Source organism: Erwinia sp. MYb416 (assembly GCF_037479575.1).
In the GTDB taxonomy this organism is placed as follows: Bacteria; Pseudomonadota; Gammaproteobacteria; order Enterobacterales; family Enterobacteriaceae; genus Erwinia; species Erwinia rhapontici.
Genome location: NZ_JBBGYT010000439.1, coordinates 357,529 through 383,940, shown reverse-complemented (window position 1 = coordinate 383,940; position 26,412 = coordinate 357,529). Strand labels below are relative to the sequence as shown.

Here is a 26,412-nt window from a genome sequence, read left to right as displayed (position 1 = left end):
TGGTAATGAAGGATATTTTCTTTTCGATCGTCATTCCTGCATATAATGCATCCGAATCTATTGTAACCACGCTGGATTGTGTGGCGGCGCAGAGTTACCAGAATTTCGAAGTGATCATCGTTTATTATAAATCGGCTGACGCCTATAAGCTGGCCGAACTGGTGCAGTCAGAGCGTTACCGCCAGCTTAAGATTAATCTGGTGCTGTCGCAGGAAAAACTGAACGGCTCCGGTGCGCGTAACAAAGGTATCGAACTGGCAACGGGCGATTACATCAGCTTCCTTGATGCGGATGATGAGTGGCACAAAGACAAGCTGACTGAGACCCTGAAGCTGATTCATCAGTTGGAAGGGCAGGGCAAGCAGAAGTTCGTGATTTACAGCCAGGTCAATATTATTCAGGATGGGCAGTTCCTGAAGGTGTTGCCATTGCAGCAGGTGGGGCGCCATGAAACCGTGGCCGAGTATCTGTTTGGCTGCTATGGCTTTATCCAGACCAGCACCATTGTGCTGAAACGTGAATACGCGCAGGATATCCGCTTTGATCAGAAGTATATCCGTCACCAGGACTACGACTTCTGCATCCGTGCTGACAAACTCGGCTACGAGTTTGTGATGATTGACCAGCCGCTAGCCAACTACCATCTGGTCACCAAATTTGGTTCTAAACATAAAGGCGAGTCGGTGAAGTATTCCTTCTTCTGGCTCGACAACATGAAGCCGTATCTCACCCGGCGTGATGTTCACACCTATAAAGCGTACAAACTGCCGCTGCGTTATAAGATGGACGGTAAGTCGTTCCAGGCCAGCCTCAGCTTTGCCCGCTACTTTTTCTTAACCAATAAAGATAACCGCACTTACTTCCTCAATCGTGTGAAAGACAAACTTCGGGCAAAACTCGGAGGGAAGTAACGTGAGCAGAAGAATAATAATTGGGTGGGAAACACTATGGCAATATATTGGATAGTCAGTTACAGCATTCTGATTTTATGTTTCTTTGAACTGGCGACGATTAACCAGGCGAATGAGCCAAAAATGAAGCGCGTGACCACCTACTTCTTCTTTATCGCGGTGGTGGCGTTGATTATGTTTGCGGGCTTCAGGGGCCCCAACTCCGGTATTGATGACTGGCAGTATCTGGGTTTCTTCTACGATTTTTCCCGTCAGTCGAGTATCAGTGGTTATGAAACCGTGGCGGATATTTACCGTTACGAAAACCTGTTTATGTTACTGGCATGGATATTGTCGTGGTTCACCCATGAAAGCTACTTTTTCCTGCTGTTCATCAGTTTTATTGCCGTATCAACCAATGCCTGGATTTTTAAGAAGTATTCACCGTTGATCCTCTGTTCGCTGTGCCTTTACTCAGCGCACCTGTTCATCAACAAGGATATGAACCAGATTCGTTTCGGGCTTTCCAGCGCCTTCGCAGTGGCCTGCATCTGTTCGGCCGCCGGGCGTAAATATTTTCTGGCGTTCGTTTTTCTCGCGTTCAGCACCCAGTCACACTCAACCGGTTATGCGGTACTGATGGTGTTACCGTTCCTGTTCCTGCGTGAGCGTAAATACTTTGGTATTGCGATGGTACTGGCGGCGATCCCGCTGGGGCTGATCGGCGGGAAAAAGCTGTTCCTGGACTCACTGGGGATTGTTCCGGTGATCGGGGACCGAGCGATGGGCTACAGCGGGACGGTATTTGATGCCGCCTCACCGGTCTTTGGTCTGGCGAACTTAAAAAACATCGCCTTTATTGCCTTCTTTACCGTGGTTTATTTTAACCGTCCGATTAAAGAAGAAGACCGTATTGCCTACATTCTGTTTATCGCTTACTCGGCCGGTGCCGCCGTGCGTATCATTTTCTCGGACTTCTCCATTATCGGTGGACGAGTCGGGAACCTGTTCCTGCACTGTGAACCGTTATTGCTGGCGTTTTTGATGATGCGTATCCGTCACACGCTGCTTAACTTTGGGCTGCTGTTTGCCATGACCTCTTATTATCTGGCGTACAACACCATTCTGTCAGTGCAGTCCATCAATGGTTACAGCATTGCACCGTTATTCCGTCTTTTTTAACGCCAGCGGGCGAGGCGTGCCTCGCCCCTACGTTTCCCCAGATATATTTCGTAGGGGTCAGGCATGCCTGACCCGTAATCTTCGACAGATGTATTTCGTAGGGGGCAGGCCTGCCTGGTCCGTAATCTTCGACAGATGTATTTCGTAGGGGGCAGGCCTGCCTGGTCCGTAATCTTCGACAGATATATTTCGTAGGGGTCAGGCCTGCCTGGTCCGTAATCTTCGACAGATATATTTCGTAGGGGTCAGGCATGCCTGACCCGTAATAAAAATAGGGTATCAGATGAATAATCAAATCGGCACGGTAGGGATTATTATCCCGATGTACAATGCGCGCGCGACCGTTTTGCGTGCGGTGCAGTCGGTGATTGATCAAACGTATACCGACTGGCGGATCTATCTGATTAATGATAAATCCACCGATGACTCACTGGAATTTGTGCAGCAGCATTGTACTGACCCGCGGATTACTCTTCTCAGCAATGACGTCAACCTCGGTGCAGCAGAAACACGCAACGTGGGATTAAAAGCCGCGACGGAGCCGTTTATTGCCTTCCTCGACAGTGACGATGAGTGGGCCAGCGATAAGCTGATGTTGCAAACCGCCTGCCTGGCGGCCGGTGATGACCTGGTGATCAGTCATTATCACTATCAGTCACGCACGAAATCCTACGAGGTCCGTTACGGTAACCCTGTGTTGCTGAAGGATAACTTCGTTAAAAAGCAGTTCCGTATCTGCTTCTCTTCTGTCTGCTATCGTCGCCCGGCGCGTCAGGTGCTGTTTAAGAAGAAAGGGCATGAAGACTTTCTCTTCCTCTATGAGCTGTTCGAGCAGTACAAGCAGGCGCGGGTGATTGATAAAAATCTGGTGACCTATTATGAAATGGGGGACTCCCTGTCGCGTAATAAAAATAAAGCAGCGAAATGGCACCTCGATTTACTCAAGTACATTTATAAAAATAACCCGCTGAAGGTTTATTACTACTACGTCTGGTACATGGTTAATGGCGTGTTGTTTACCTTAAAACATCGCTGATCTGAGGTGGCTGAAATAATGAAAAGAATCGTACTGGTCATCAAGGATGCGTATTCCTATGCCGGAACTGAGAATATCTGTAACTTCATGTCAGAGTGCTTCGGTGAGCAGCATGAGGTGACCATCTATTCACTGGAAGGGTCGGGAGAACCGTTTTATCCTTTCAGCCAGGTACAGCAGATCGTCAGCTTCGCTGGCGAAAAAAATCCGCTTAAGGCCGCCGTGAAGCAGATTCAGCAGCAGCAGTTTGACGCGGTGTTTCTGATCAGCATGGGGCGCCTGAGCGTGATGTTTGCGCTCTACAGCATGATGACCCTCAAAAACAAAACCGCCCGCGTCTATGCCTGTGAACATGTGGCGATTAACTCCTTCAGTAAACCGATCAAACTCCTCAAGTACCTGATGCTGCGTTATTACGACCGCGTGATCGTACTGACCGATAAAGATCATCAGGTGTTCAACGGCTGGAATATCGCCAGCAAAACCATCCCCAATCCTGTGGTGTACAAAAATCTTCAGCGCACAACGCGGCACTATCAGGCGCTGGCGGTCGGACGTCTGGATCATCAAAAAGGTTTCGACCTGTTGCTGGATGTCTGGCAGGGCTTTGTTGCCAGCAATCCTGACTGGACGCTGGTGATTGCCGGTGACGGTGAGCTGAAAGATGAACTGATCGCGCAGGCAGCAAAGCTGAACATCAGCGACAGCGTTAATTTCGTTGGCCGGGTGAGTAATATCAACGACTACTACCGCGACAGCGATATGGCGCTGATGACGTCGCGCTATGAAGGTCTGCCATTGGTGTTGCTGGAAGCCAAGTCCTGGTCACTGCCTGTTGTCGCGTACGATTGCCCGACCGGGCCGCAGGAAATTATTAATCATCAGCAGGATGGTTTCCTGGTGGCGATGAACGACAAAGCCCATTTCATTGCCAGTATGAACCAGCTCGCTCATGACGATGACCTGTTCTATGCGATGAGCGCCAGTACCCAAACCACGGCCCTTAAATTTGACGGCCGCGTGATTAAAGAGAGCTGGCTGTCCCTGGTGTAAGGGCGCTTCAGGTTCCAATTGAGTATCTCTGGACATCCGTTTCCTGCCTGCTTTGCAGGCTCCAAAAAATTGACCATGGGATAACACCAATGAAAAGAAGAGAATTACTCACGGCGTTCTCGTCGATTCTTGCCGGACTCTCTGTCAGCTCTATTTCCAGTGCGGCGGCGGCGAAAAGCGATCCTTCTCTGGCGTTAAAAGGGATTACACCCGGTGAGCTGCCGAAAGGCGATGTGCCGATTCTGACGCCAGAGAATGTCTACACCATGCCAGACCAGTTCTGGAAGAATTTCAACGGTAAACTGTTTATCGGTAAAGCGGGTACGGACCCGACCCAATCCGGCAATCTGATTAATCTCTATCTGCGCGATGCCTCGGGCAAACTGTCACAGGTACAGCAGCCCGTTGCCTTGAATAAGGGCAACTTTGAGCAGTTTATCGCTGACAATGCAGCACTGATTGCCGATCCTTCGCACTCTATGGCGGTGGTCGATGATGCCGGAAACACGCTGTTTAATATTCCGGATGTAACCCGTGGCGCGAATAATTTTAGCCAGCGTCTGGCGCAACCTGCCGGGTATCAGCTGATTGGTGAAATTCCTTCGGTTGACGATCTGCGTAAAACGCGCCCGCTGTTTAGTGGTGCAAAAATTAAGCTGAAAAGCTGGCATGAGGGGCTGGAAGTGGGCGGCGGTGAGTTCGTTGGCACACTGGAAGCCGCCAAAGACGACGGAGGGGTAACGATCTCCTCCGGTGCGGATTACCACTGGCGCCGCGTGGTGGAGGACTTCAACCGTCTGACCTTGTTTGACTTCGGTGCGATTGCCGATGGTAAAACGGACAGTGCTCCGGCGATCAAAGCGATGTATCAGTGGGCGCAGGATGCGAACCAGCAGATCTGCCTGCAATTCCCGGCGGGCACCTTCTTCGTCAGCGCCTGTGATTTCTCGCAGCAGCAGACGCGTTTCTTCCGCGTCTCCGGTGCGATGGTGAACTTTGGCTATTTCCCGGCCACCACCATCGTCTCCAACGGCGATTCTGACTTCATTTTCAAGGTCAACACCCGCTGGGTGGAAGTCAGCAACCTGCAATTTAACGGTCGCACCGACACCCAGCCGAACAAGCAGGGCTTCTTCGATAACCAATGCGAAGGCGGCCAGTATTTCCGTGGCGCCTGCCTGCGGTTTGTTCGCGTTGGCGGCACGGCGATTAGCCTGATGGATACCCTCGACTGCAAAATTGATCAGTGGTATGCGCTGCGCTGTAGCGGCGACGTGATCAAGTCTGTCTGGTCCAATGCACCTAAGGGTAAGTGGGATCACAGCACGGCCATCGAGCTGTCTAACTTTAATGCACAATACTGCACCGACGGTAAGGTGCTGAACCTGCAACGCTGCGGTCAGTCGCTGATCCACAACGGCTGGATTGAACACACCGAATTCCCCGGTGATATCTCGAACGGGCAGTGGATCATTGATGCGCTGAGCCTGGAAACCTGTAAAAACCCGCTGATTGCGCACAACTCGCGTCTCAATATGCGTCAGACCAATCTTCAGGCCGGTAGCTGGATTGATAATTCGCTGGCGGAAGGCGAGTGGCTGGGCGCCTGGGAACGCGGTTCCACGCGCGTGGAGTCTTACGGCGTGGCGGTTGATGGCAGTATGAAATACAACTATCTGACCTCACGGTTCCGCATCGAAAACAACAGCGACCAGCAGAAGTGGGTGGAGCTGGGCAATATCTATACCCCGGATGTCGGCGATGCCTGGGAGATTGAAATCTTCGGCCAGTCCTCCTTCAGCAACGGCAGCGGCAATGCGCCGCTCAACAAAGTAGTGGGTGACAAAACTACCGGCGGTAGGGCGATTGTCAGCCTGCAACGTAAAACCCACAAGTTTGAAGCGTCCTGGCATGCCGAAGGGGCCAGCCCGGTGCTTGATGTGATGATTGTGACGCCGCACGACACCGATGTGCGGGTGTTTGTCAAAATCGATGGCTGGGTCGCGTCGGCCGGTGTGTTGATCAAAACCACCGCAAAAGACCGCTTTAAGACCGGCCGCTGCGCACGTTTCGACAGCAAAATGGCATTTGGCAACGCCCCCTCGGGCAAGGATGTCAGCCGCGCAAGTCAGCGTTTCAGCTTGCATAACGGCAAGGCCGGAATCGGCGCGAATGAGGCGGGGGATTTGCTGATGGCTTCCCGTCCACTCACCGCCGACCAGGTCAATACGGATCACCCGGAAGGCTTTGTTTCTATCGTGCTGAATGGCCGCCAGGTCGCCATCCCGTACTTTTCACTGAAATAAGTGTCGGTTTTCCGTTAAGACCAGGCAATTTCAGAGTTATCAGGCTGTTTTTCCTCGGGCAGGACAGGCAGCCTGTTTTAAACGATTCAGCTGCATTGATGGGCGTTAGCCTGTAAAAATTACAAAAATTTTTCTGGAGTAGTTATGAAGATTTTATTAGTTGGCAATCATACATGTGGAAATCGTGGTGATGGCGCTATTTTACGCGGGATTATTGATTCGTTGAACCTGGCAAGGAACGATATTGATATCGACATTATTAGCCGTTATCCAACCAGTTCTGGTTACCTGCTCCAGCAAGACATTCTGCCTGATGCGCTCTTTTTGCAGACCAAAAAGGGCAAAAACAAGATCGTCGATAAGATCAAACGCCGCCTGATGCCAAAAATTATGATGGCGCATATCGCGAATAAGGGCGTGTTCAAGCTGTTTCCGGTGCCGCAGTATTTACAGGAATTCAGCGACAACCTGAAGCAGTACGATGCGATTATCCAGGTTGGCGGTTCGTTCTTTGTGGATCTGTACGGTCCGTTGCAGTTTGAGCATTCACTGTGTGCGCTGCTGGCGAAGAAACCGATCCATATGATCGGCCACAGCGTGGGCCCGTTCCAGAAGCCGCGTTTCAATGAAATTGCGAACTTCGTGTTCGACCGCGTCGATAGTCTGGTGCTGCGCGAAAGCGTCAGCCTGGAGATGATGAAGCAGGGCGGTATCACCACCGGGAAAGTGGTAAAAGGTGCTGATACCGCCTTCCTGGTCCGTGCACGTGAGGTGGAAGAACCGGGTCATAACCTGGTGCACTGGCAGCAGGTCATTGGCCAGCAAAAAACGATCGCCATTACCGTGCGTGAACTGGCACCTTTCGATAAGCGCCTTGGGGTGACCCAGCAGCAGTACGAAGCGGCGTTTGGACGTGTGATCAACGCGATGATTGCACGTGGTTATCAGGTGGTCGCCTTCTCCACCTGTACCGGCATCGACAGCTACAACAAAGATGACCGTATGGTGGCAATGACACTGAGCGATCATATTGAGCAGAAAGATAAGTACCACGTGATCATGGATGAATTTAACGACCTTGAGCTGGGTATCCTGCTGGGTCAGTGCCATCTCACGATTGGCACCCGTTTACACTCCGCAATTATCTCAATGAACTTTGGGACACCAGCGGTGGCGATTAACTACGAGCACAAATCTCTGGGCGTGATGAACCAACTTGGGCTGCCAGACATGGCCAGCGATGTGAAGAGTCTGATGGACGGCAGCATTATCACGCGGGTGAATAATGTGCTGGATAACTATGAGGCGGTGAAGCAGCAGGTTGATACGGCTGTGGAACAGGAACGGATCCTGGGTAACCGTATCACTGACGACGTGGTCAAACGCTTAGGGTGAACCAATGAAACTGACATTTTTCACGATGCGATTTCCGGTTTCCTCGGAAACCTTCGTACTGAACCAGGTGACGCATTTTATTGATATCGGCTACGACGTTGAGATCATTTCGGTTTTTCCGGGCGACCTGGTGAATCGACACGGTGCGTTTGACCGTTATCATCTGGCAGAGAAGACCCACTATCTGCTGCCAGAAGAGAAGGTCAGTAATGCGGATAAATTGAAACAGCGTCTGCAAATTGTGCTGCCAAAAATCCTCAATACCGCCACGTTAAAATCCTTCAATATCGGGCGCTATGGCGCCCAATCCAGCAAGCTGCTGCTGCCGGCAATTGTGGCCGCCAACAAAACCCCGTTCGTTGCCGATGTGTTTTTAGTGCACTTCGGTTATGCCGGGGCGCTCGCCAATAAACTGCGTGAACTGAATGTTCTGCAGGGCAAGCAGGCGACCGTCTTCCACGGTGCCGATATTTCACGCCGCCATATCCTCGACGAGCATAAAGATGACTATGCACGCCTGTTTACCCAGACCGATTTGCTGCTGCCTATCAGCCACCTGTGGGAGAACAAGCTGATTAGCATGGGCTGCCCGGCAGAGAAGATTCATGTAACGCGCATGGGCATCGAGCCGGAGAAATTTAATCTCAAAATCAGGGATTCTCTCCATCAGCCGCTGCGCATTCTTTCCGTGGCGCGCCTTACCGAGAAGAAAGGGCTGGGCGTGGCAATTGATGCCTGCAAAATCCTTAAAGCGCAGGGCGGACAGTTTGAATACACCATTGTCGGCAACGGTGACCTCGAAGAGGAACTGCGTGCCACCATTGCGGCGGCCGATCTGGCTGACTGCGTGAAAATGGTCGGCTTTAAGCCGCAGGAAGAGATCAAACGCTATCTCGATGAAGCCGATATCTTCCTGCTTCCGTCGCTGACCGCAGCGGATGGAGACATGGAAGGGATACCGGTGGCGTTGATGGAAGCGATGGCCGTCGGGCTGCCGGTGGTGTCCAGCGAGCACAGTGGTATTCCTGAACTGATTGAACACAATGTGTCCGGCTGGCTGGCACCGGAAGGCGATGCGAGCGCTCTCGCCGCCATTCTGCTGAAACTGTCACAGGGTGAGGCCGATATCGCACCGGTGGTGGTGGCCGCACGGCACAAGGTAGAAACCGAATTTAACCAGCATATCGCCTACCGCGAACTGGCAGAGATTCTGGAGCAATTAGCGTGAGTAGTTTAAAAAATCAGGCCGTATGGCTGTTTGGTGGTACCTGTTTCGCCGCCGTGTTACAGGTGATACAGCTTGGGGTGCTGGCGCGTAAGCTGGAGACCCACGAGCTGGGTATTCTGGCGATTATTAACGCCATTCTGGCCGTGGCGATGGTGTTGCAGGATATGGGGATGAGCAGCTACATCGTCCATCGCCAGAACATCACCCGCAAGGAGCAGAGCACCATCTACTGGGTGAACGTTTTACTCAGTCTGATGACCGGATTGCTGTTGATCGCCATTGCCTGGCCGATCGCGCATTTCTACCACATTCCGGAACTCACCGGGCTGATCATGCTAACCAGCATTAACTTCCTGGTACTGGGATCGCTGTCGCAGTATCAGGCCCATTTCGTTAAAGCCAAACGCATGGTGCTGCTGGCGAAGATCGAAATGGTCACCAAGTTTCTTGCCTTTGCACTGACGGTGGGGCTGCTTTACTACTCGCCGCTCAATGTCTCTGCGGTGATCCTCGGCCTGTTTGCCAATGCCGCGATGCGCATTCTGTGCATGATCTGGTTTGGTGAGAAGTCCTGGCGGCCGACCTTCGAGTTTGATAAGTCGACGTTCTTCAGTTCGATGAAGTACGGTGTGTATCAGCTGGGCTCACAGACGATTAACCAGTTACGTACCCAGGCCGACTCCCTGATCGTCGGTAAAGTGATGGGCGCTGAAATGCTCGGGGTGTACTCACTGGCGAAAGAGCTGGTGCTGCAACCGCTGAAACTGGTAACGCCGGTGATTAATCGCCTGGCTCTGCCACGCTTTGCTGAGAAACAGCACGAACCTGCGCAGTTGCAGAAGTTATTCCTGAAAGGCACCTTCGTGATCATGCTGTTCAGCAGCCTGATGTATCTGGCGATAGGTATCCTCTCCCCGGTGATAGTGCGTGTCCTTTACGGCCCGGCGCATGAGGCGGTTGCGCCGCTGATCCCTCTGATGCTGCTGTTCGGTATGCTGCGTCCGATGGGCGGGCTGACCGGTGCGATATCTCAGGCTAACGGCCGTACCAACGTCGAGTTCTGGTGGAATGTGGTGGCAAGCATCATCGTGGTGCTGGTACTGGCAACCACCTGGATCTGGCCGAACGTCTGGTATGTGGCGCTGACGCTGTCGATTTCTCAGGTGCTCATCTCTGCCTTTGCCCATCCGTTCTTTATCAAACCGGTGATTGGCATTCCGTTTATCCCCTATGCTCGTCAGTGGATGTCGGTGGCGGTGGTGTTTGTCGGGATCATGGCGCTGGTGAGTTATTTCAATCTGTTTATCAGGCCGGAATGGTTCACTCACTGGCTGTAACCCGGTAATAAATATAAGGTCACCGTGATGGTGGCCTTTTTTATTGCTGGCCCTGGCTGCTTATTTTTCAGATTAAGATTATACTTGTGAATCATCTCTTTAATGCATAATCAATGGACGTTTTTTACTTCATTTATATGGAAACACTATGACCAAGCTTAAAGCAGTTATCCCGGTTGCGGGTCTCGGTATGCATATGCTCCCTGCTACAAAAGCCATTCCTAAAGAGATGTTGCCTGTTGTCGACAAGCCGATGATTCAGTACATCATCGATGAGTGTGTGGCAGCGGGTATCAAGGAAATTGTCCTGGTCACTCATGCATCCAAGAATGCGGTTGAAAACCACTTTGATACGTCCTATGAGCTTGAAGCCCTGCTTGAAGCGCGTGTGAAACGTCAGCTCCTGAGTGAAGTGCAGTCTATCTGCCCGCCGGGTGTGACGATCATGAACGTGCGTCAGCCGCAGCCACTGGGCCTGGCAAACTCCCTGTTATGTGCCCGCCCGATGCTGCATGATGATGCCTTCGTGGTGGTCCTGCCGGACGTATTGCTGGATAACGCCAGTGCCGATCCGCTGCGTTACAACCTTGCCGCGATGGTGGCACGCTTTGAAGAGACAGGTCGTAGCCAGGTACTCGCCCACCATATGCCTGACGCGGATCTGTCTGAATACTCCGTGATCACCACCGAGGAGCCGCTGGACTTCCCTGGCAAGGTCAGTTCTATTGTCGAGTTCGTGGAAAAACCAGAGCAACCACAGACCCTGAATTCTGATCTGGCTGCGGTTGGCCGCTATGTATTGTCTGCGGATATCTGGCCAGAACTGGAAAACCTTGAGCCGGGTGCCTGGGGCCGCTATCAACTGACCGATGCGATTGCCAACCTTAACAAAAAACAGCCGGTTGATGCACACCTGCTGAGTGGCGACAGCTTCGACTGCGGTCGTAAACTGGGCTATATGAAAGCGTTTGTGACCTGGGGCCTGCGTAACCACGCTCAGGGCCGCGAGTTCCGTGAAGAAATTCAAAAAATTCTGGCTAAGTAATCTTATTTGATTATGGCCGCGCCGGGCGTGGTCTGAAGGAGTCAACATGGCAATTTTAGTAACGGGCGGGGCGGGCTATATCGGTTCCCATACCGTGTTATCGCTGCTGCAACGTGGTGATGATGTTGTCGTACTGGATAACCTGAGCAATGCCTCACGCGAATCGATTAACCGCGTAGAGAAGCTGACGGGTAAAACGGCCACCTTCTGCGAAGGGGATATCCTCGACCGTGCGTGCCTGCGCGATATTTTTACCAGTAACCGCATCGATGCCGTGATTCACTTTGCCGGCCTGAAAGCCGTGGGCGAATCCACCCGCAAACCGCTGGAGTATTACCAGAATAACGTTACTGGTACGCTGGTGCTGCTGGAAGAGATGCGTGCTGCGGGTGTGAATCAGTTTATCTTCAGCTCTTCAGCAACCGTCTACGGTGCCGATGCGCCGGTTCCTTATGTGGAAACCACGCCAATTGGCGGCACAACCAGCCCGTATGGTACCTCAAAGCTGATGGTTGAGCAGATTCTGCGTGACTATGCCAAAGCGAACCCGGAATTCAAAACCATCGCGCTGCGTTATTTCAACCCGGTGGGGGCGCATGAGTCTGGCCAGATCGGCGAAGACCCGAACGGCATCCCGAACAACCTGCTGCCGTACATTGCTCAGGTGGCCATTGGCCGTCTGGAGAAACTGGGCATCTTTGGCGGAGATTACCCAACGAAAGATGGCACCGGCGAACGCGACTACATTCACGTGATGGATCTGGCTGAAGGCCATCTTAAAGCGCTGGACCATATTGCTGCGGTTGATGGCTACAAAGCTTACAACCTCGGTGCCGGGGTAGGGTACTCGGTGCTGGAGATGGTGAAAGCCTTTGAGAAAGCCGCAGGTAAGCCTGTGCCTTACCAGATCTCACCGCGCCGTGATGGCGATCTTCCTGCGTTCTGGGCGGATGCCTCGCTGGCGGACAAAGAGCTGGACTGGCGTGTGTCACGCGGTATCGATGAGATGATGCGTGATACGTGGAACTGGCAGTCGAAGAATCCTAATGGGTATCGTTGAATAAAACGTGAAATCCCTTGTGTATAAAACTCCCTGATCTGGGAGTTTTTTTGTTTGTGGGCTGTGGCAATGGTATATTTTAACCCTCTATATTTCCAATAGTTACTGTAGGTAGAGCGTGCGTAAGAGAGCACTTGCTAAGGTGAGTTAGAAAATAACCTATCAGTGTTGCTTAATTGTCCATTAAATGTCGAAAGCGTCAAACCCACAAAAAAATAGAGATTAGGCTTGTATGGTCCAGTACTTAGTATAAAAATTGGCGCTGGATTTTGTGAGGCTTTATGTCTGATTATTTCCAGGACTAATCTGGTTATGAAAAGCACGTCGAGTGACAGGGTCAGGCTATGCTTGTGTAACGAGGTAAGAGACAGCTATCTGGTGGCTACAGCCAGTGGCGGTAGCGTGGCCAGGCGAAACAGTATGCACATTTGATAACAACAATTCTGGTCATCACCGTATACCTGTTGATGTTATACGCCATAAAAGTACGGCAAAAAATGACTGTGACTTCACCACGCTGTTTGACGGCCCAATGACCATCAGCGAGCATTCTTAGCATTATTGATATTAGCCAAAGAGAGAACGACGGCGTGAAAATTCTAGTGACCGGCGGCGCCGGATTTATTGGTTCAGCAGTAGTTCGCCATATTATTACGCAGACTACAGACAGTGTCGTGAACGTTGATAAACTCACGTATGCGGGCAATCCTGAGTCCGTAGTTGGTGTCAGCAATGATGCGCGTTATGCTTTTGTACAGGCCGACATCTGTGACAAAGATGCCATTAGTGCGATTTTCAATGAACATCAACCTGATGTGGTAATGCATCTGGCGGCTGAAAGCCACGTAGACCGCTCCATCAGCGGCCCGGCTGATTTTATTGAAACCAACATTGTCGGCACTTATATCATGCTGGAGGCAGCGCGCAGTTACTGGAGCGGGCTGGATTCTACGCGCAAAACGGCTTTCCGTTTCCACCATATTTCCACCGACGAAGTCTACGGAGATTTACCTCATCCGGACGAGATGAATGATGACTCAGCTGCGCTGCCATTATTTACCGAAACCACCGCCTATGCACCCAGCAGCCCGTATTCGGCATCAAAAGCCTCCAGTGACCATTTAGTCCGTGCCTGGCTTCGTACCTACGGTTTGCCAACGATAATTACCAACTGCTCAAACAATTACGGCCCTTATCACTTCCCGGAAAAACTGATCCCTTTAGTGATCCTGAATGCACTCGACGGTAAGCCTTTGCCGGTTTACGGACGTGGCGATCAGATCCGCGACTGGTTGTATGTGGAAGACCATGCGCGCGCACTTTATACGGTGGTAACAAAGGGTAAGATAGGTGAAACCTACAATATCGGCGGCCATAACGAAAAGCAGAATTTAGAGGTGGTAGAAACCATCTGTGATCTGTTGGATGAGATGGTGCCGAAAGCCACTCGCTACCGTGAGCAGATTACCTATGTTGCCGACCGCCCGGGGCACGACCGTCGCTATGCGATTGATGCCTCTAAAATCAGTCAAGAACTTAACTGGCAACCACAGGAAACATTTGATAGCGGGATCCGCAAGACGGTGCAGTGGTATCTGGACAATACCGAGTGGGTGAGTAACGTCAAAAGCGGCGCCTATCAGTCATGGATTGAACAGAACTACAGTGAACGTCAGCCATGAATATTCTGCTGTTCGGTAAAAATGGCCAGGTCGGCTGGGAATTGCAGCGTGCGCTGGCTCCACTGGGGAACGTTACCGCGCTGGCTACATCATCAACAGAATATTGCGGTGACTTTGCTGATACCAAGGGAATTATCGCTACGATCCGCAGCATCCGCCCTGATGTGATTGTGAATGCTGCGGCATACACTGCCGTTGATAAAGCCGAGAGTGAGCCTGAGCAGGCGCTTCGTGTCAATGCATTGACCGTAGAAGCTATTGCTAAAGAGGCCGAATCGCTGAGTGCCTGGCTGGTTCACTATTCGACTGACTACGTGTTTCCGGGACAGGGTGCGCAGGCCTGGCAAGAAGACGATTCCACTGGGCCGCTTAATGTGTATGGTGCCAGCAAACTGGCCGGTGAGTTGGCCATTCAGCAGTATTGTTCCCGGCATCTGATTTTCCGCACCAGTTGGGTGTATGCCACCAAAGGTAATAATTTTGCCAAAACGATGCTTCGTCTGGCGAAGCAGCGTGATGAACTGTCAGTGATTAACGATCAGCATGGCGCACCAACCGGGGCTGATCTGATCGCGGATTGTACGGCTCATGCTATTACTGCTGCGATGCGCGATCCGTCGGTGGCGGGGTTATATCACCTTGCCGCAGCGGGCACTACGACCTGGTATGATTACGCTAACGTCGTGTTTGCCGAAGCAAAAGACGCAGGTGTTGAGTTAGTCTTGAAGACGGTACATCCGTTGAACACCAGCCACTATCCAACGCCCGCGCAGCGTCCGCTTAACTCCCGGCTGGATACACGTAAATTTCAAAACACGTTTGGTCTGACCTTGCCCGACTGGCAACGCGGGGTTCAGCGGATGATGGCTGAGTTAGCCGCGTTTAATGCGCTCTGACCTCATTAACCCGATATAAATTAGAGATATCTCATGCGTAAAGGAATTATTTTGGCAGGGGGGTCTGGAACCCGCCTGTATCCGGTCACTATGGCCGTCAGCAAGCAACTGCTGCCCATCTACGATAAACCCATGATCTACTACCCTCTCAGCACGCTGATGCTGGCAGGCATTCGCGATATTCTGATTATCAGTACCCCGCAAGATACGCCGCGTTTTGAACAGCTGCTGGGCGATGGCAGCCAGTGGGGGCTTAACCTGCAATACATTGTACAGGAGAGCCCCGATGGCCTGGCACAGGCCTTTATTCTGGGTGAAGAGTTCATTGGTGAAGATAGCTGTGCACTGGTGTTAGGCGACAATATCTTCTACGGCCACGACCTGCCGAAAGAGCTGCAAGCGGCAGTAAGCCAGACCTCCGGCGCGACGGTATTTGCTTACCATGTTAATGATCCTGAGCGTTATGGCGTGGTGGAGTTTGATAAAGACGGCATTGCGGTCTCTCTGGAAGAGAAACCGCTGGAGCCCAAGAGTAACTATGCGGTTACCGGGCTCTATTTCTACGACAATAGCGTAGTGGAAATGGCGAAAAGCCTGAAACCGTCACATCGCGGCGAGTTGGAAATTACCGACATCAACCGCCTGTATATGGATCAGGGCAACCTGTCGGTGGCGATGATGGGGCGTGGCTATGCGTGGCTGGATACCGGTACGCACCACAGTCTGATTGAGGCGAGCAACTTTATTCAGACCATTGAGCAACGTCAGGGCCTGAAAGTCTCATGTCCGGAAGAGATTGCCTATCGCAAAGGGTTTATCGACGCTGAGCAGGTGAAGAAACTGGCTGCCCCATTAGCCAAGAATGAATACGGGCAGTATCTGCTCAAGATGGTGAAAGGTTACTGATGTCATGAAAGTGATTAAAACAGATATTCCGGATGTGTTGATTTTTGAGCCTAAAGTTTTCGGCGATGAGCGCGGTTTCTTTTTTGAGAGTTTCAGCCAGAAAGTGTTTGAAGAAGCAGTAGGCCGCAAAGTCGAATTTGTACAAGACAACCATTCGAAGTCCTCTAAAGGTGTTCTTCGCGGTTTGCACTATCAGGTTGCGCCGCATGCGCAGGGGAAGCTGGTACGCTGTGTTGTTGGTGATATTTTCGATGTTGCGGTAGATATACGTTCTGATTCTCCAACTTATGGGCAATGGGTGGGTGTTAAGTTATCCGCAGAGAATAAAAAACAGCTTTGGATACCAGAAGGTTTTGCCCATGGCTTTATTGCACTTACAGAAGGTGTGGAAATTCTATATAAAACCAACAACCTTTATAACAAAGAATCTGAACGTTCAATTAAATGGGATGATCCCGATTTAAATATTGGATGGCCAGTTAACGCCTCTTGCATTTCTGAGAAAGATCAACAAGCTTCAGCGTTCAAAGATATATTAATGTAAAAATAAAACACCATCCAGTATTGAAAGTAAACTTAGACTTTATGATTGTTATGCTGTTACAGTGAATTAGTTAAGTTGATGTTCATTTAATGACAAGTAGAACATTGTTGTAACCGGGATTTTAGTAATGAATAAGATTATCACTATTTTAGTAACTTATAATCCAGATGTTGAACTTCTTGTTGAAAGCGTGAATAATTTATTATCTCAGACTGATGGTGTTATTATTTGTAATAACTCATTAGAGCCGCTTACTACAGATCTGTTTGAGAATTCGGATTGTATTTTTATCGAAAATTTTGGTGAAAATATTGGTATTGCCGCAGCACAATCTATTGGAATGGATTTGGCATTTAATAGTCATCATGCTGATTTTATTCTTCAGATGGACCAGGATAGTCTTGCGAATACTGATATGGTCGAGAGATTGTTGAGTTGCTATATTGAATTAAAAAATACAGGCTTGAATGTTGGTTTGGTTGGCGCTCAAGATTATGATCGATATACAAATGAAGTGAATGTTGCAAAGGTTATGAAAGGAACCCCTTTACTTCATAACCATTTCATGAAAGTGAGTTGTATATTAAGTTCAGGTAGTTTAATTCCCAAAATAGCTTACGAGAAAGTAGGTGGTATGGCCAATGAGCTATTCATTGATGCAGTTGATCATGAATACTGCTGGCGCCTGCAACGTTCCGGATTTATTGTGGTTCGTAATGCTGAAGCATTGCTGGGACATCGCCTCGGTGATGGTAAATTCAAAATATTGAATATACTCAGTGTTGGAATGCCATCTCCTTTCAGACATTACTATGCAGTGCGAAATGCTTTCATCCTAATGCGGCGGGATTATGTTCCTGTTTATTGGAAATTGAGTAGCTTAGCAAAAATTTCCTTTAAGTTTATATTCTATCCAGTCTTTCTCCCTGAAGGAAAAAAAAGGTTATTTTTCATTAGTCAGGGAATTTTGGATGGATTAAAAAACCGCACTGGAAAGTACAAAACAAAATAATAGTATAGAGAATATTGTTGTTTTTTCTTTTCACATAAAAAGTACTTGTTGTTTTTCGATGTGATCATAGTGATTATTACATTAACTGGTTACAGTTTTGTGATTAATAACCTATAAAAATGTCTAAGCATTCCTTTGAATTTCGTTTTTTTAAGGTTAATGATGAGTAATGAAGCAGTCGCTGTCGTGATGAGCGTCTATAAAAATGATATATCATCTCAACTCAAAAGTGCAATAGAGAGTATACTCAATCAGACGCTAGAATCGATAAGCTTATATATTATGATAGATGGTGTCATTGATAATGAATTGAGTAAGTTGCTTGACTATTATGCTGTCGATGAAAGAGTGTTCATCATATCATCACCTACAAACAGAGGGCTTGCAGTTTCATTAAATCATCTTGTCGATATAGTTATCGCAGAAGGTAAATTTGAGTATATTGCACGCATGGATAGTGATGATATTTCGCTTCCTGAACGCTTGATGGTACAGGTTGAATATTTAAAACAAAATCCGGATGTTGATGTTCTCGGAGGATATTGCCATGAATTCGGTGCCAGTTTTGCATTAAATGTTAAAAAAGTGCCACTCACGCATGATGAATTGGTAAAATATAGTCTTTATAAATGTCCATTCATACATCCAACGGTTATGTTCAGAAAACGTGTTTTTCAAGATGGAAATCGTTACCCACTAGATACCTGCTTTAGTGAGGATCTTGCATTGTGGTTTTTGCTTTTGGTGCGTGGTTACAAATTTTCAAATGTAGACAAAGTCCTCATAAATTACAGAATAAATTCTGATACATTACATCGTCGTTCAGGGTTGAATAAAGCATTAAGCGAAGTAAAACTCAGGATTAAATATTCACTCTTGTTAAAAAACAGGTCATTAAAAATATATTCTCTAATCGTAGCGAGAGGTTTTTTCTCGCTAATGCCTCATCCAATTAAAAAAATGATGTATTCAAAATTACGATGAATAAAAGAGTTGTTTATACCGCAATATTTGGTGATTACGATGATCTTCTCGAACCTGATTACGTGGATTCGAGCATAGATTATATTTGTTTCACAAATAATAAATCCTTAAAGTCCAGTCATTGGATTGTGAAATACGTAGATAATTTCAATGGTGTAACAGATAATGCAAGATTGAATAGAATTTATAAGTTTATGCCACATAGATTTTTATCAGATTATGATGAAAGTCTTTATATTGATGGGAATATAAAAATAGCAGGTAAAAACCTGTCAAACGCTTTTGATTTTGCATTAAAGAATAAAATGATATCGATACCTCCGCATGCTGAAAGAGAATGTATCTATGAAGAGTCTTTAGCATGTCTAAGGCTAGGAAAGGGAGAGCCTGACCGGATAAAGAAACAAATGCAGTTCTACAAGAACGAAGGTTTTCCTGAAAAGTATGGCCTTTATGAAAATAATATAATTTTTAGAAAGCATGGCTGCGAAAAAATAAAAACCATCATGGAAGAATGGTTGGAGATGATAACTAAATTTTCATCAAGGGACCAGTTAAGTTTGTGCTACTTGTTTTGGAAAAGTAATATTCCTTGTGAAGCCTTTTTATGGGGGCCAAAGTTTAGCGGTAAATTTTTTAAAATAAAATTCCATAATACTGAGAAAAAGTTACCTTTATTAAAGAAAATAATATTATATTTACTAATTAATGAAAAGAGAAATATTTTCTACAGTTCATTATGTTCTGTGTTGATTTTTATGATCAAGATTAAGAAACATTTTCAGTAATCAAAGGATCTGTTAAAAATAGACATGCATATGTTTTAATTATTATTTAATGCGTCGAGCAACATTTTTAATCGGGTTCTGGATGATAATTTAATTATTTATTGATATTACAACCCCTTTAATATTAATTAAACACACAGTGATTTTAATGACCACATTGCTGCGCTATAATATGTTATAAATGTTTAGTTTAAAACCTTTGATAAATTTAAATTTTAACTAAATTAATAATATAACCCTTTATTTTCCCTGTTGGTAATTATCCTATTAAGGCTGTTCTTAATTGAATCGCAATGCAAGAAAATATGTTTTAAATATCAATATTTTCAGTGACATAGAGGGTGTTTATGTTACGCGAGGATTCATAATAGGTCCTCGCAATGTATCTATTTAAATTTCCAACCCTCAATGATGGATTCTACGATCATGGGTATTTTTTTAATATTTCCGGATAAGATGGCTTTAATAAACAATATAAAGATAAATCCGGAGATGTTCATTAAATATACAGTGTCAGAGTTGTTGTTATATTTTCTCTCAAAAAAAACTCTATTTCTGAATGTATTTTTAACTTTATATTCTGGAGCTTCAAAAAGAGGTAGTGAAAACCTTGCTGGTTTGACTTCTGTCCATGACTGGTCAATATCTATTAGTTCACAAGTTGGTAATATCCATAGTCTGCAACCTGAGCGACCTAGTCTCATTGTAAACTCTGTATCGTCAAAATATAAAAACATTTCAACCTTCGGTCTGATTCCTTTTTTTAAAACACTTACATTTATAAGCATGCCGCCATAAGGTCCACATGGTGTCTCTACTCTCTCTATATCTGAAAGGTTCAAATGAAAGTGTGGATCTTTATTTTTTGAGAATATTTTAAGAGTCTTTGATAGATATCCTAAAATAGTGAATTGCATGAAGGAATTTTTCTTTCCTAATAACGTTTCCGGTTTTCTTGTTCTGATGTAATCAACATAGTGTTGTCTGTCTTTCCTATAAAGAAAGTAAACAGAATTATTTTCATTTGATGTGGCGATATTATATGACCGTTTAATTGAATCATTTACAGAAACATTATCATCGTCTAAGAATAGCACCCACGAATCACTTGCCGCTATATCGCATGAGAGGTCCATTGCCTGGTTAAAAGCAAATGCTGATCCCATGTTAGCTTCATTGTTAATCATAAATAATTCTATTTCAGCATGCCGAGAGTGCATCTCCTTTATCAATGTAAGACTTTGAGAAGAACTTCCATTATCTACAATAATGAATTTTTTTGCGCCTGACATAATTGCGCTTTCAATAGTTTTTACGACTAATTCTCCTCTATTAGCATAAGTGACTGTGGCAATATACAACTCATCCATTATAAAACCCCTGTTTTTTTTGCTCTGGATGAAACCAGTATTAGCAATATAAGTTCACTCAACACCAGTGAAGCTGAAGCTCCGATAAAACCTAGCCATATACTCATTAGTGTCGCAATGAATACATTTATAACCCCTGTCATTACAACACATTTTGCGAAATCCTTTGAATAACCTGATGAGGCTAATCCAAGTATTGCGATAATGTAGTTTAATCCACCAAAAAGAAAAACCAAACTCATTATTCTCAAACATTCGTTAACAATTTCCCATGATTCTTTTGCCATCAACTTTGATATAGAAGGTGACATAAAGAAAATGGCGGATGCCCCTAAGCTATATGATATAACAATCGCAGGTAAATATTTATAAAAATTGTATTTGAAGAAGTCAGTTGAGGTGTGCTTTCTTTTCGAAAAAATCGGATACAAAACATCGCCTGCAACGTTCTGTATTGTTTGTACACTGCGAACTATTCTCTCAGCGATAGAGTATGCACCTACATAGACTGTAGTAGTAAATACACCCAAAATAATAACGTTGAAATTTTTATAAAGACCTGAAGCCAATCTTGCACAGAATATTTCAAATCCATCCTTTAATTCTCTTTTTATATTTGGCAAAGATATTTTGAATTTAAAATTGAATTTTGTTATTAAAAAAAACATGCTAATGCATAGAGATAAAAATGTTCCCACGAAAGCCAGGGCCTGAACTTTCCATGTATCTTCAGGAGACTTAACAATCAGAAAAATAAGAGTGAATGCTAAAAGTTTTGGAAATGCATTAGACAATGTGATGAAATGCATTTTCTCCGCAGCTTGAAAATGCCATGAAGGAAAAAGCGACTGTGATATTATAATTAAAAAAGTGAAAAGTATAATAAGTGAATTGTTTTGAACGTAATCATTGAAATAATAAATTATCAAAATAGGAAGGGAGAATAGTAATGAAAATAATAACTTTATAATTAAAACTGAACTTGTTATCTCAGAAGCATCATTATGCTCATAGCCGTTGTGACAAATATTTCTGGTTGCTGTTAACGAGAAACCATAGTCAATAACTAATTGTACATACGCAAATACAGCTGAAATAGTTGCGATGACCCCAACATTAGACAGGCCAATCTTAGAGACAAGAAAAGGAATCATTAGTATTGGCAGTAAGTAGTTAAGACCTTGCATGATACCTAATGATAAGAAGTTACCAAAAAATTTTCTTTTAATCATAATAATTACTCAGTGGCCAGTAAAATATAGTCACAAAAGATTAAAGAACTACAGTGTGTTTTTTTATTAACTATTTTCATTGCGCGGCATCCTTTTTGGGATGGAGAGCTGATGATTACTAATGATATAGAATGAATATTTAGACTGCGGTTTCGATGTATCATAATTGACATGTGTTTAACAAGTAAATAAAGAGGCTGTGAGTGATATGTGATTGTCGCGATGAATAACTTAGCGCAATTGTACTGTTTTTATTTTTATTTATCAACATACATTACACCCTCATTAATTATAATTATATTGTAACATGTTTAGGTTGATTTATGAAGCTTCACATCTTTTATGATTTGGAATGTAGTGTTTTTATCGGTTTATCATTCAGGTGTTTGATGTCGATTCAATAAAACTGTTGTAGTTTTAATTTTCGGTTCTGATATTATGATTGTTAGTTATGATATAACTGTAGGTTAATTATTAATTGTTGTAAGGAAAGTTTGACTCGCATTCAGTAAACCTCCAAAGGCCTGCTGTATTGAACTGCTATTTATGCGGTCAAATGCGGTTGTGTTAACAGATGTTGTGAAAATTTTTTAGGAAAAACATGGCAATATATTTAACCGGGTATCTGACAATATGTTTTTTTTCTTGGTTATCTCTTGATGTATCAGTTTCAAGCAATGTTAAGAAATGGATGTTCTTTTTTGTAGCCACTTTATTGCTTTTTTTCTGTGCTGCCCGGGGTGTTATTGATAGGGATCATCAGAGTTATTTGAATATTTATAAACATATTATCGATGGTGTCGATTTACTTATAGAACCAACCTTTTATTTTTTTAGTTATATTTCATCGTGGTTGACCGATGGCCCTCAGTTGATTTTTATTATTTATGCATTGCTAGGGTTGAGTTTAAAGTTCTATTCTATTAGAAAGTTTAGTGTTTTCCCGCTGGTATCTGTTCTTATATATTTCAGTAATTACTATTTCTTGCATGAAATGACTCAGATAAGAGTTGGGGTATCGGTTTCTTTAGCTTTAATCGCCATCACTAACTGGTTTGGTGGTAACAAAAAAAACTTTTTTATAATAATCTTCCTTTCGCTCTTGTTCCACTACTCAGCTCTCATTTTTCTTATGGTGCCTCTTGTTTCTAAGGAGAGAGTTCATAAGAAGGAAATGTTTTTTTATACCTGTCTCATTGTTTTTTTATATGCCCTGTATGTCGTTAATTTTGGTTTTGCACGTGTTTTTTCATATATTCCAATAGGATATGTTCAGGAGAAGTTTAGCATTTATTACTAAAAAACAAGGCTGGGGGAAGTCGATGCTGTAAATGCTTTTAGTGTTATGCAGTTAATCAGATTAATTGTTATCTATCTCGTATGCTTTTTTTGTCCCAAAGAATGTTATGCAGATAAATTTTTCAACGTAATGCTGAGGTTTTATATTTTCTCGGCAATATGTTGGGTGATGTTTTTCGATATACCGGTGTTCGCAGTGCGTCTTTCAGAGATTTTGGGTGTGGCCGAGATATTTGTAATTCCCTACATTATTTATGTCTCACGTAAAAAATACATAGGGTTGATTGTTATTTCACTGATAACAGCAATGATGTTCTTTGTTAATATATATTATAGTAAGTTGATGCTTCCTTATGTTCCTTTTTGGGCGGAATCATTTTATTACTCATGAGAGGTTTGAGGCGCCTTTAACTATGAAGTTATTGGGGATGTTATCCACAATTTTAGACTGCTTATTTGCGTTGTTAAGAACTATCGCACCAATCACTACCATCCCTCCCTAATCCTGAGTTAACATGTCTGGAACATTGACCGCAGTCACAGAACTGCGGGTTTTCCACCCAGACAGGAGTAGGTATGTCCAAGCAACAGATCGGCGTTGTAGGTATGGCTGTAATGGGCCGTAATCTGGCACTCAACATCGAGAGCCGTGGCTACACAGTTTCTATCTTCAACCGCTCGCGTGAAAAAACCGATGAAGTCGTGGCAGAGAATCCAGGCAAGAAACTGGTTCCACACTACAGCATCGAAGAGTTTGTTGACTCTCTGGAAAAACCTCGTCGTATTCTTTTGATGGTGCAGGCCGGTGAAGCGACCGACAAAACCAACGCCTCCCAGACGCCGCACCTCGATAAAGGCGATATCCTGATCGATGGCGGTAACACCTTCTATAAAGACACCATTCGCCGTAACCGCGAACTGTCTGAGCAGGGCTTCAACTTCATCGGTACCGGTGTTTCCGGTGGTGAAGAGGGCGCACTGAAAGGCCCATCCATCATGCCTGGCGGCCAGAAAGAAGCCTATGAGCTGGTTGCGCCAATCCTGACCGAGATCGCGGCTGTCGCTGAAGGCGAAGCCTGTGTGGCCTATATGGGTCCGGACGGTGCGGGTCACTATGTGAAGATGGTTCACAACGGCATTGAATACGGCGACATGCAGTTAATCGCTGAAGCCTATTCCCTGCTGAAAGGTGCGCTGAATCTGAGCAACGACGATCTGGCTAAGACCTTTAGCGAGTGGAACGAAGGCGAGCTGAGCAGCTACCTGATCGACATCACCAAAGATATCTTCACCAAGAAAGATCCCGAGGGTAACTACCTGGTTGATGTGATTCTGGATGAAGCCGCGAACAAAGGTACAGGTAAGTGGACCAGCCAGAGTTCTCTGGACCTCGGTGAGCCACTGTCACTGATCACTGAATCGGTGTTTGCCCGCTACCTGTCCTCACTGAAAACCCAGCGTGTTGCAGCCTCTAAAGTACTGAGCGGTCCTAAAGTTCAGACAGTGAGCGGTGATAAAGCTGAGTTCATTGAGAAAGTGCGCCGTGCATTGTACCTGGGTAAGATTGTCTCTTACGCACAGGGCTTCTCTCAGCTGAAAGCCGCGTCTACAGAGAACAACTGGGACTTGCACTACGGTGAAATCGCTAAGATTTTCCGTGCAGGCTGCATCATCCGCGCTCAGTTCCTGCAGAAAATTACCGATGCTTATGCTGTTGATGCCGACATCGCTAACCTGCTGCTGGCTCCATACTTCAAGAACATCGCTGACGAGTACCAGCAGGCGCTGCGTGACGTTGTTGCTTATGCTGTGCAGAACGGTATTCCAACGCCAACCTTCTCTGCGGCTATCGCATACTACGACAGCTACCGTTCAGCGGTACTGCCTGCGAACCTGATTCAGGCGCAGCGTGACTACTTTGGTGCGCATACTTACAAACGTACTGATAAAGACGGTGTGTTCCACACCGAATGGCTGGACTAAGTCACCTCTTAACCCCCCGTTTTCGGGGGGTTATTTCGCTTTCTCCCCCCGCTTTTAAGACTATCCTTCTGGCGCCCTGCCAACCGCTCGACTATCTTTGACTCACATAACCATAAAAACCGTACCAGTTTTTCTTTATAAGTTGAGTCATGATGAGCCAAACAAATAAAACGAATATTGAGCAGTTTGAGTCACGAAAGGATGATGAACTCGATCTGCTGGATGTTTTTTTTCAGTTATGGAAGGGCAAATGGATCGTCATTGCAATGATTGCTATCACCCTGGCTGGCGCAGGAATATATCTTGTTTCGGTTAAATCTAAATGGACGTCAACCGCCATCCTGACGCAACCGGACGCCGGACAGATGGTCTATTACAGTGGTATTTTGAATCAACTTTATGCATTAAATGACAATGAGAATAATGCTAACAGTAATCAAAGCAAACCCGGGCAGTTCTCTTCGGGCATTCTTCAGCAAAGCCTCTTTAGTCGCTTTAGTGCTTCACTGGCCGCTTCAAGTTCGTTCGATATAAAAGTTAAAGACAAAACGCTCAACTATCCCCTGAGCATCTCAGCTACGGCTGATTCTGCCAGCCACGCGCAGGCGCAACTCTCAAACTATATTGAGAAGGTGAATGCCTCTTTGATAAATGATTATGTTTCTGAAATCAATACGAACCTGATTGCGAAACAACGCGAACTGATCGCCTCTCTTGAGGCGCAGAAAAATATCGCATTACAGCGTCATGAACATCGCGTTGAAGTTTTTCGCTATGCGTTGAAAATTGCAGAGGCATCCGATATTTCCAACTCGCAGCTTAATCAGGCAGATAACCTTTCGGATGATACCTTATATCTGTTGGGCACCCATGCGCTTAGCGCCATGATTGCCAATGAAGCTAATAAACCCCCGGTACTCAATAAACAGTATTACGATACACAAACTCAGCTTTTGGCACTCTCACAGTTGAAACCGGATGCGGAAAAGTTACAGCCATTCACGTATATCACGCAACCCGATTTACCTGCGGCGCCCGCCAGCCCGAAAAAATCGCTGGTATTACTGCTGGCCGCCATTTTGGGCGCAGTTGCGGGTTCCGCTATTGTTATCGGGCGCAATGCAGTCGCAAGTTATCGTCAGAGACAGAGAGAAGAATAAAGGATGCAGGCCGGGTTAATCCGG

The 26,412-nt window shown here is 46.0% G+C and carries 22 protein-coding genes; 20 read left to right on the top strand and 2 right to left on the bottom strand.

All coding sequences use genetic code 11. The annotated features are described in order from the left end of the window. Positions 1–5 precede the first annotated feature (5 nt). The 17 genes from WH277_RS20595 (at position 6) to WH277_RS20515 (ending at position 19,344) form a co-directional block, all read left to right on the top strand. Positions 6–911 (top strand): glycosyltransferase family 2 protein, encoded by a 906-nt coding sequence (locus WH277_RS20595; protein WP_339506717.1) that lies wholly within the window; start codon positions 6–8, stop codon positions 909–911. 36 nt (positions 912–947) lie between these two features. Then, positions 948–2,072, top strand: a complete 1,125-nt coding sequence (locus tag WH277_RS20590; RefSeq protein ID WP_133841529.1) for an EpsG family protein — start codon at positions 948–950, stop codon at positions 2,070–2,072. 283 nt (positions 2,073–2,355) lie between these two features. After that, on the top strand, positions 2,356–3,108 hold the full coding sequence (locus WH277_RS20585; protein ID WP_133841530.1) for a glycosyltransferase family 2 protein: 753 nt from the start codon (positions 2,356–2,358) through the stop codon (positions 3,106–3,108). An 18-nt stretch (positions 3,109–3,126) separates the two neighbouring features. Then, a complete protein-coding gene (locus WH277_RS20580) occupies positions 3,127–4,161 on the top strand; it encodes a glycosyltransferase family 4 protein (protein WP_339506714.1) in 1,035 nt (344 codons plus the stop codon). 89 nt (positions 4,162–4,250) lie between these two features. Continuing rightward, a complete protein-coding gene (locus WH277_RS20575; RefSeq protein ID WP_339506712.1) occupies positions 4,251–6,467 on the top strand; it encodes a phage tailspike protein in 2,217 nt (738 codons plus the stop codon). Positions 6,468–6,611: 144 nt separating this feature from the next. Further along, on the top strand, positions 6,612–7,862 hold the full coding sequence (gene wcaK, locus WH277_RS20570) for a colanic acid biosynthesis pyruvyl transferase WcaK (protein WP_159336331.1): 1,251 nt from the start codon (positions 6,612–6,614) through the stop codon (positions 7,860–7,862). Positions 7,863–7,866: 4 nt separating this feature from the next. Next, a complete protein-coding gene (locus tag WH277_RS20565; RefSeq protein WP_159336332.1) occupies positions 7,867–9,090 on the top strand; it encodes a glycosyltransferase in 1,224 nt (407 codons plus the stop codon). Next, positions 9,087–10,427: a lipopolysaccharide biosynthesis protein gene (locus tag WH277_RS20560; protein ID WP_339506710.1), complete on the top strand. Its 1,341-nt coding sequence runs from the start codon at positions 9,087–9,089 to the stop codon at positions 10,425–10,427. The genes WH277_RS20565 and WH277_RS20560 overlap by 4 nt, the downstream gene beginning before the upstream one ends. Positions 10,428–10,575: 148 nt before the next feature. Next, on the top strand, positions 10,576–11,472 hold the full coding sequence (gene galF / locus WH277_RS20555) for a UTP--glucose-1-phosphate uridylyltransferase GalF (protein WP_339506708.1): 897 nt from the start codon (positions 10,576–10,578) through the stop codon (positions 11,470–11,472). Between the two features lie 46 nt (positions 11,473–11,518). Continuing rightward, positions 11,519–12,532 carry a UDP-glucose 4-epimerase GalE gene (gene galE, locus WH277_RS20550; RefSeq protein WP_339506707.1) on the top strand — a complete coding sequence of 338 codons (1,014 nt, stop codon included), beginning with the start codon at positions 11,519–11,521 and terminating at the stop codon, positions 12,530–12,532. Between the two features lie 590 nt (positions 12,533–13,122). Further along, on the top strand, positions 13,123–14,214 hold the full coding sequence (rfbB, locus tag WH277_RS20545) for a dTDP-glucose 4,6-dehydratase (protein WP_167863637.1): 1,092 nt from the start codon (positions 13,123–13,125) through the stop codon (positions 14,212–14,214). Further along, positions 14,211–15,110, top strand: coding sequence for a dTDP-4-dehydrorhamnose reductase (rfbD, locus tag WH277_RS20540; protein WP_339506705.1), 900 nt, complete (start codon positions 14,211–14,213; stop codon positions 15,108–15,110). The genes rfbB and rfbD overlap by 4 nt, the downstream gene beginning before the upstream one ends. Before the next feature lie 33 nt (positions 15,111–15,143). Further along, positions 15,144–16,016, top strand: coding sequence for a glucose-1-phosphate thymidylyltransferase RfbA (gene rfbA / locus WH277_RS20535; RefSeq protein WP_133841540.1), 873 nt, complete (start codon positions 15,144–15,146; stop codon positions 16,014–16,016). Between the two features lie 4 nt (positions 16,017–16,020). Next, entirely contained in the window at positions 16,021–16,560 is a 540-nt protein-coding gene (gene rfbC, locus WH277_RS20530) for a dTDP-4-dehydrorhamnose 3,5-epimerase (protein ID WP_133841541.1), read from the top strand. A gap of 127 nt (positions 16,561–16,687) precedes the next feature. Continuing rightward, positions 16,688–17,572 (top strand): glycosyltransferase family 2 protein, encoded by an 885-nt coding sequence (locus tag WH277_RS20525; protein ID WP_133841542.1) that lies wholly within the window; start codon positions 16,688–16,690, stop codon positions 17,570–17,572. A gap of 159 nt (positions 17,573–17,731) precedes the next feature. Continuing rightward, the gene (locus WH277_RS20520; RefSeq protein WP_212815516.1) at positions 17,732–18,556 is read left to right on the top strand and encodes a glycosyltransferase; all 825 of its coding nucleotides are present in this window, start codon (positions 17,732–17,734) and stop codon (positions 18,554–18,556) included. Beyond that, complete coding sequence (locus WH277_RS20515; RefSeq protein ID WP_339506701.1) at positions 18,553–19,344, top strand: glycosyltransferase domain-containing protein; 792 nt, start codon at positions 18,553–18,555, stop codon at positions 19,342–19,344. The genes WH277_RS20520 and WH277_RS20515 overlap by 4 nt, the downstream gene beginning before the upstream one ends. A 386-nt stretch (positions 19,345–19,730) precedes the next feature. Here the strand turns inward: WH277_RS20515 and WH277_RS20510 are convergent, their stop codons facing one another. Both WH277_RS20510 and WH277_RS20505 read right to left on the bottom strand, forming a co-directional pair. Further along, positions 19,731–20,714 (bottom strand): glycosyltransferase family 2 protein, encoded by a 984-nt coding sequence (locus WH277_RS20510; RefSeq protein WP_133841545.1) that lies wholly within the window; start codon positions 20,712–20,714, stop codon positions 19,731–19,733. Beyond that, positions 20,714–21,946 (bottom strand): oligosaccharide flippase family protein, encoded by a 1,233-nt coding sequence (locus tag WH277_RS20505; RefSeq protein WP_133841546.1) that lies wholly within the window; start codon positions 21,944–21,946, stop codon positions 20,714–20,716. Before WH277_RS20505 ends, WH277_RS20510 begins: the two co-directional genes overlap by 1 nt. Positions 21,947–22,547: 601 nt before the next feature. On the opposite strand from WH277_RS20505, the gene WH277_RS20500 reads away from it, so the two are divergent. The 3 genes from WH277_RS20500 to WH277_RS20490 all read left to right on the top strand — a co-directional run bounded on the left by WH277_RS20500 (position 22,548) and on the right by WH277_RS20490 (position 26,388). Beyond that, entirely contained in the window at positions 22,548–23,246 is a 699-nt protein-coding gene (locus WH277_RS20500) for an EpsG family protein (protein ID WP_339506698.1), read from the top strand. 575 nt (positions 23,247–23,821) lie between these two features. Beyond that, positions 23,822–25,228: an NADP-dependent phosphogluconate dehydrogenase gene (gene gndA / locus WH277_RS20495; protein WP_339506696.1), complete on the top strand. Its 1,407-nt coding sequence runs from the start codon at positions 23,822–23,824 to the stop codon at positions 25,226–25,228. A gap of 149 nt (positions 25,229–25,377) precedes the next feature. Next, positions 25,378–26,388 carry a Wzz/FepE/Etk N-terminal domain-containing protein gene (locus WH277_RS20490; RefSeq protein WP_339506694.1) on the top strand — a complete coding sequence of 337 codons (1,011 nt, stop codon included), beginning with the start codon at positions 25,378–25,380 and terminating at the stop codon, positions 26,386–26,388. Positions 26,389–26,412: the final 24 nt, after the last annotated feature.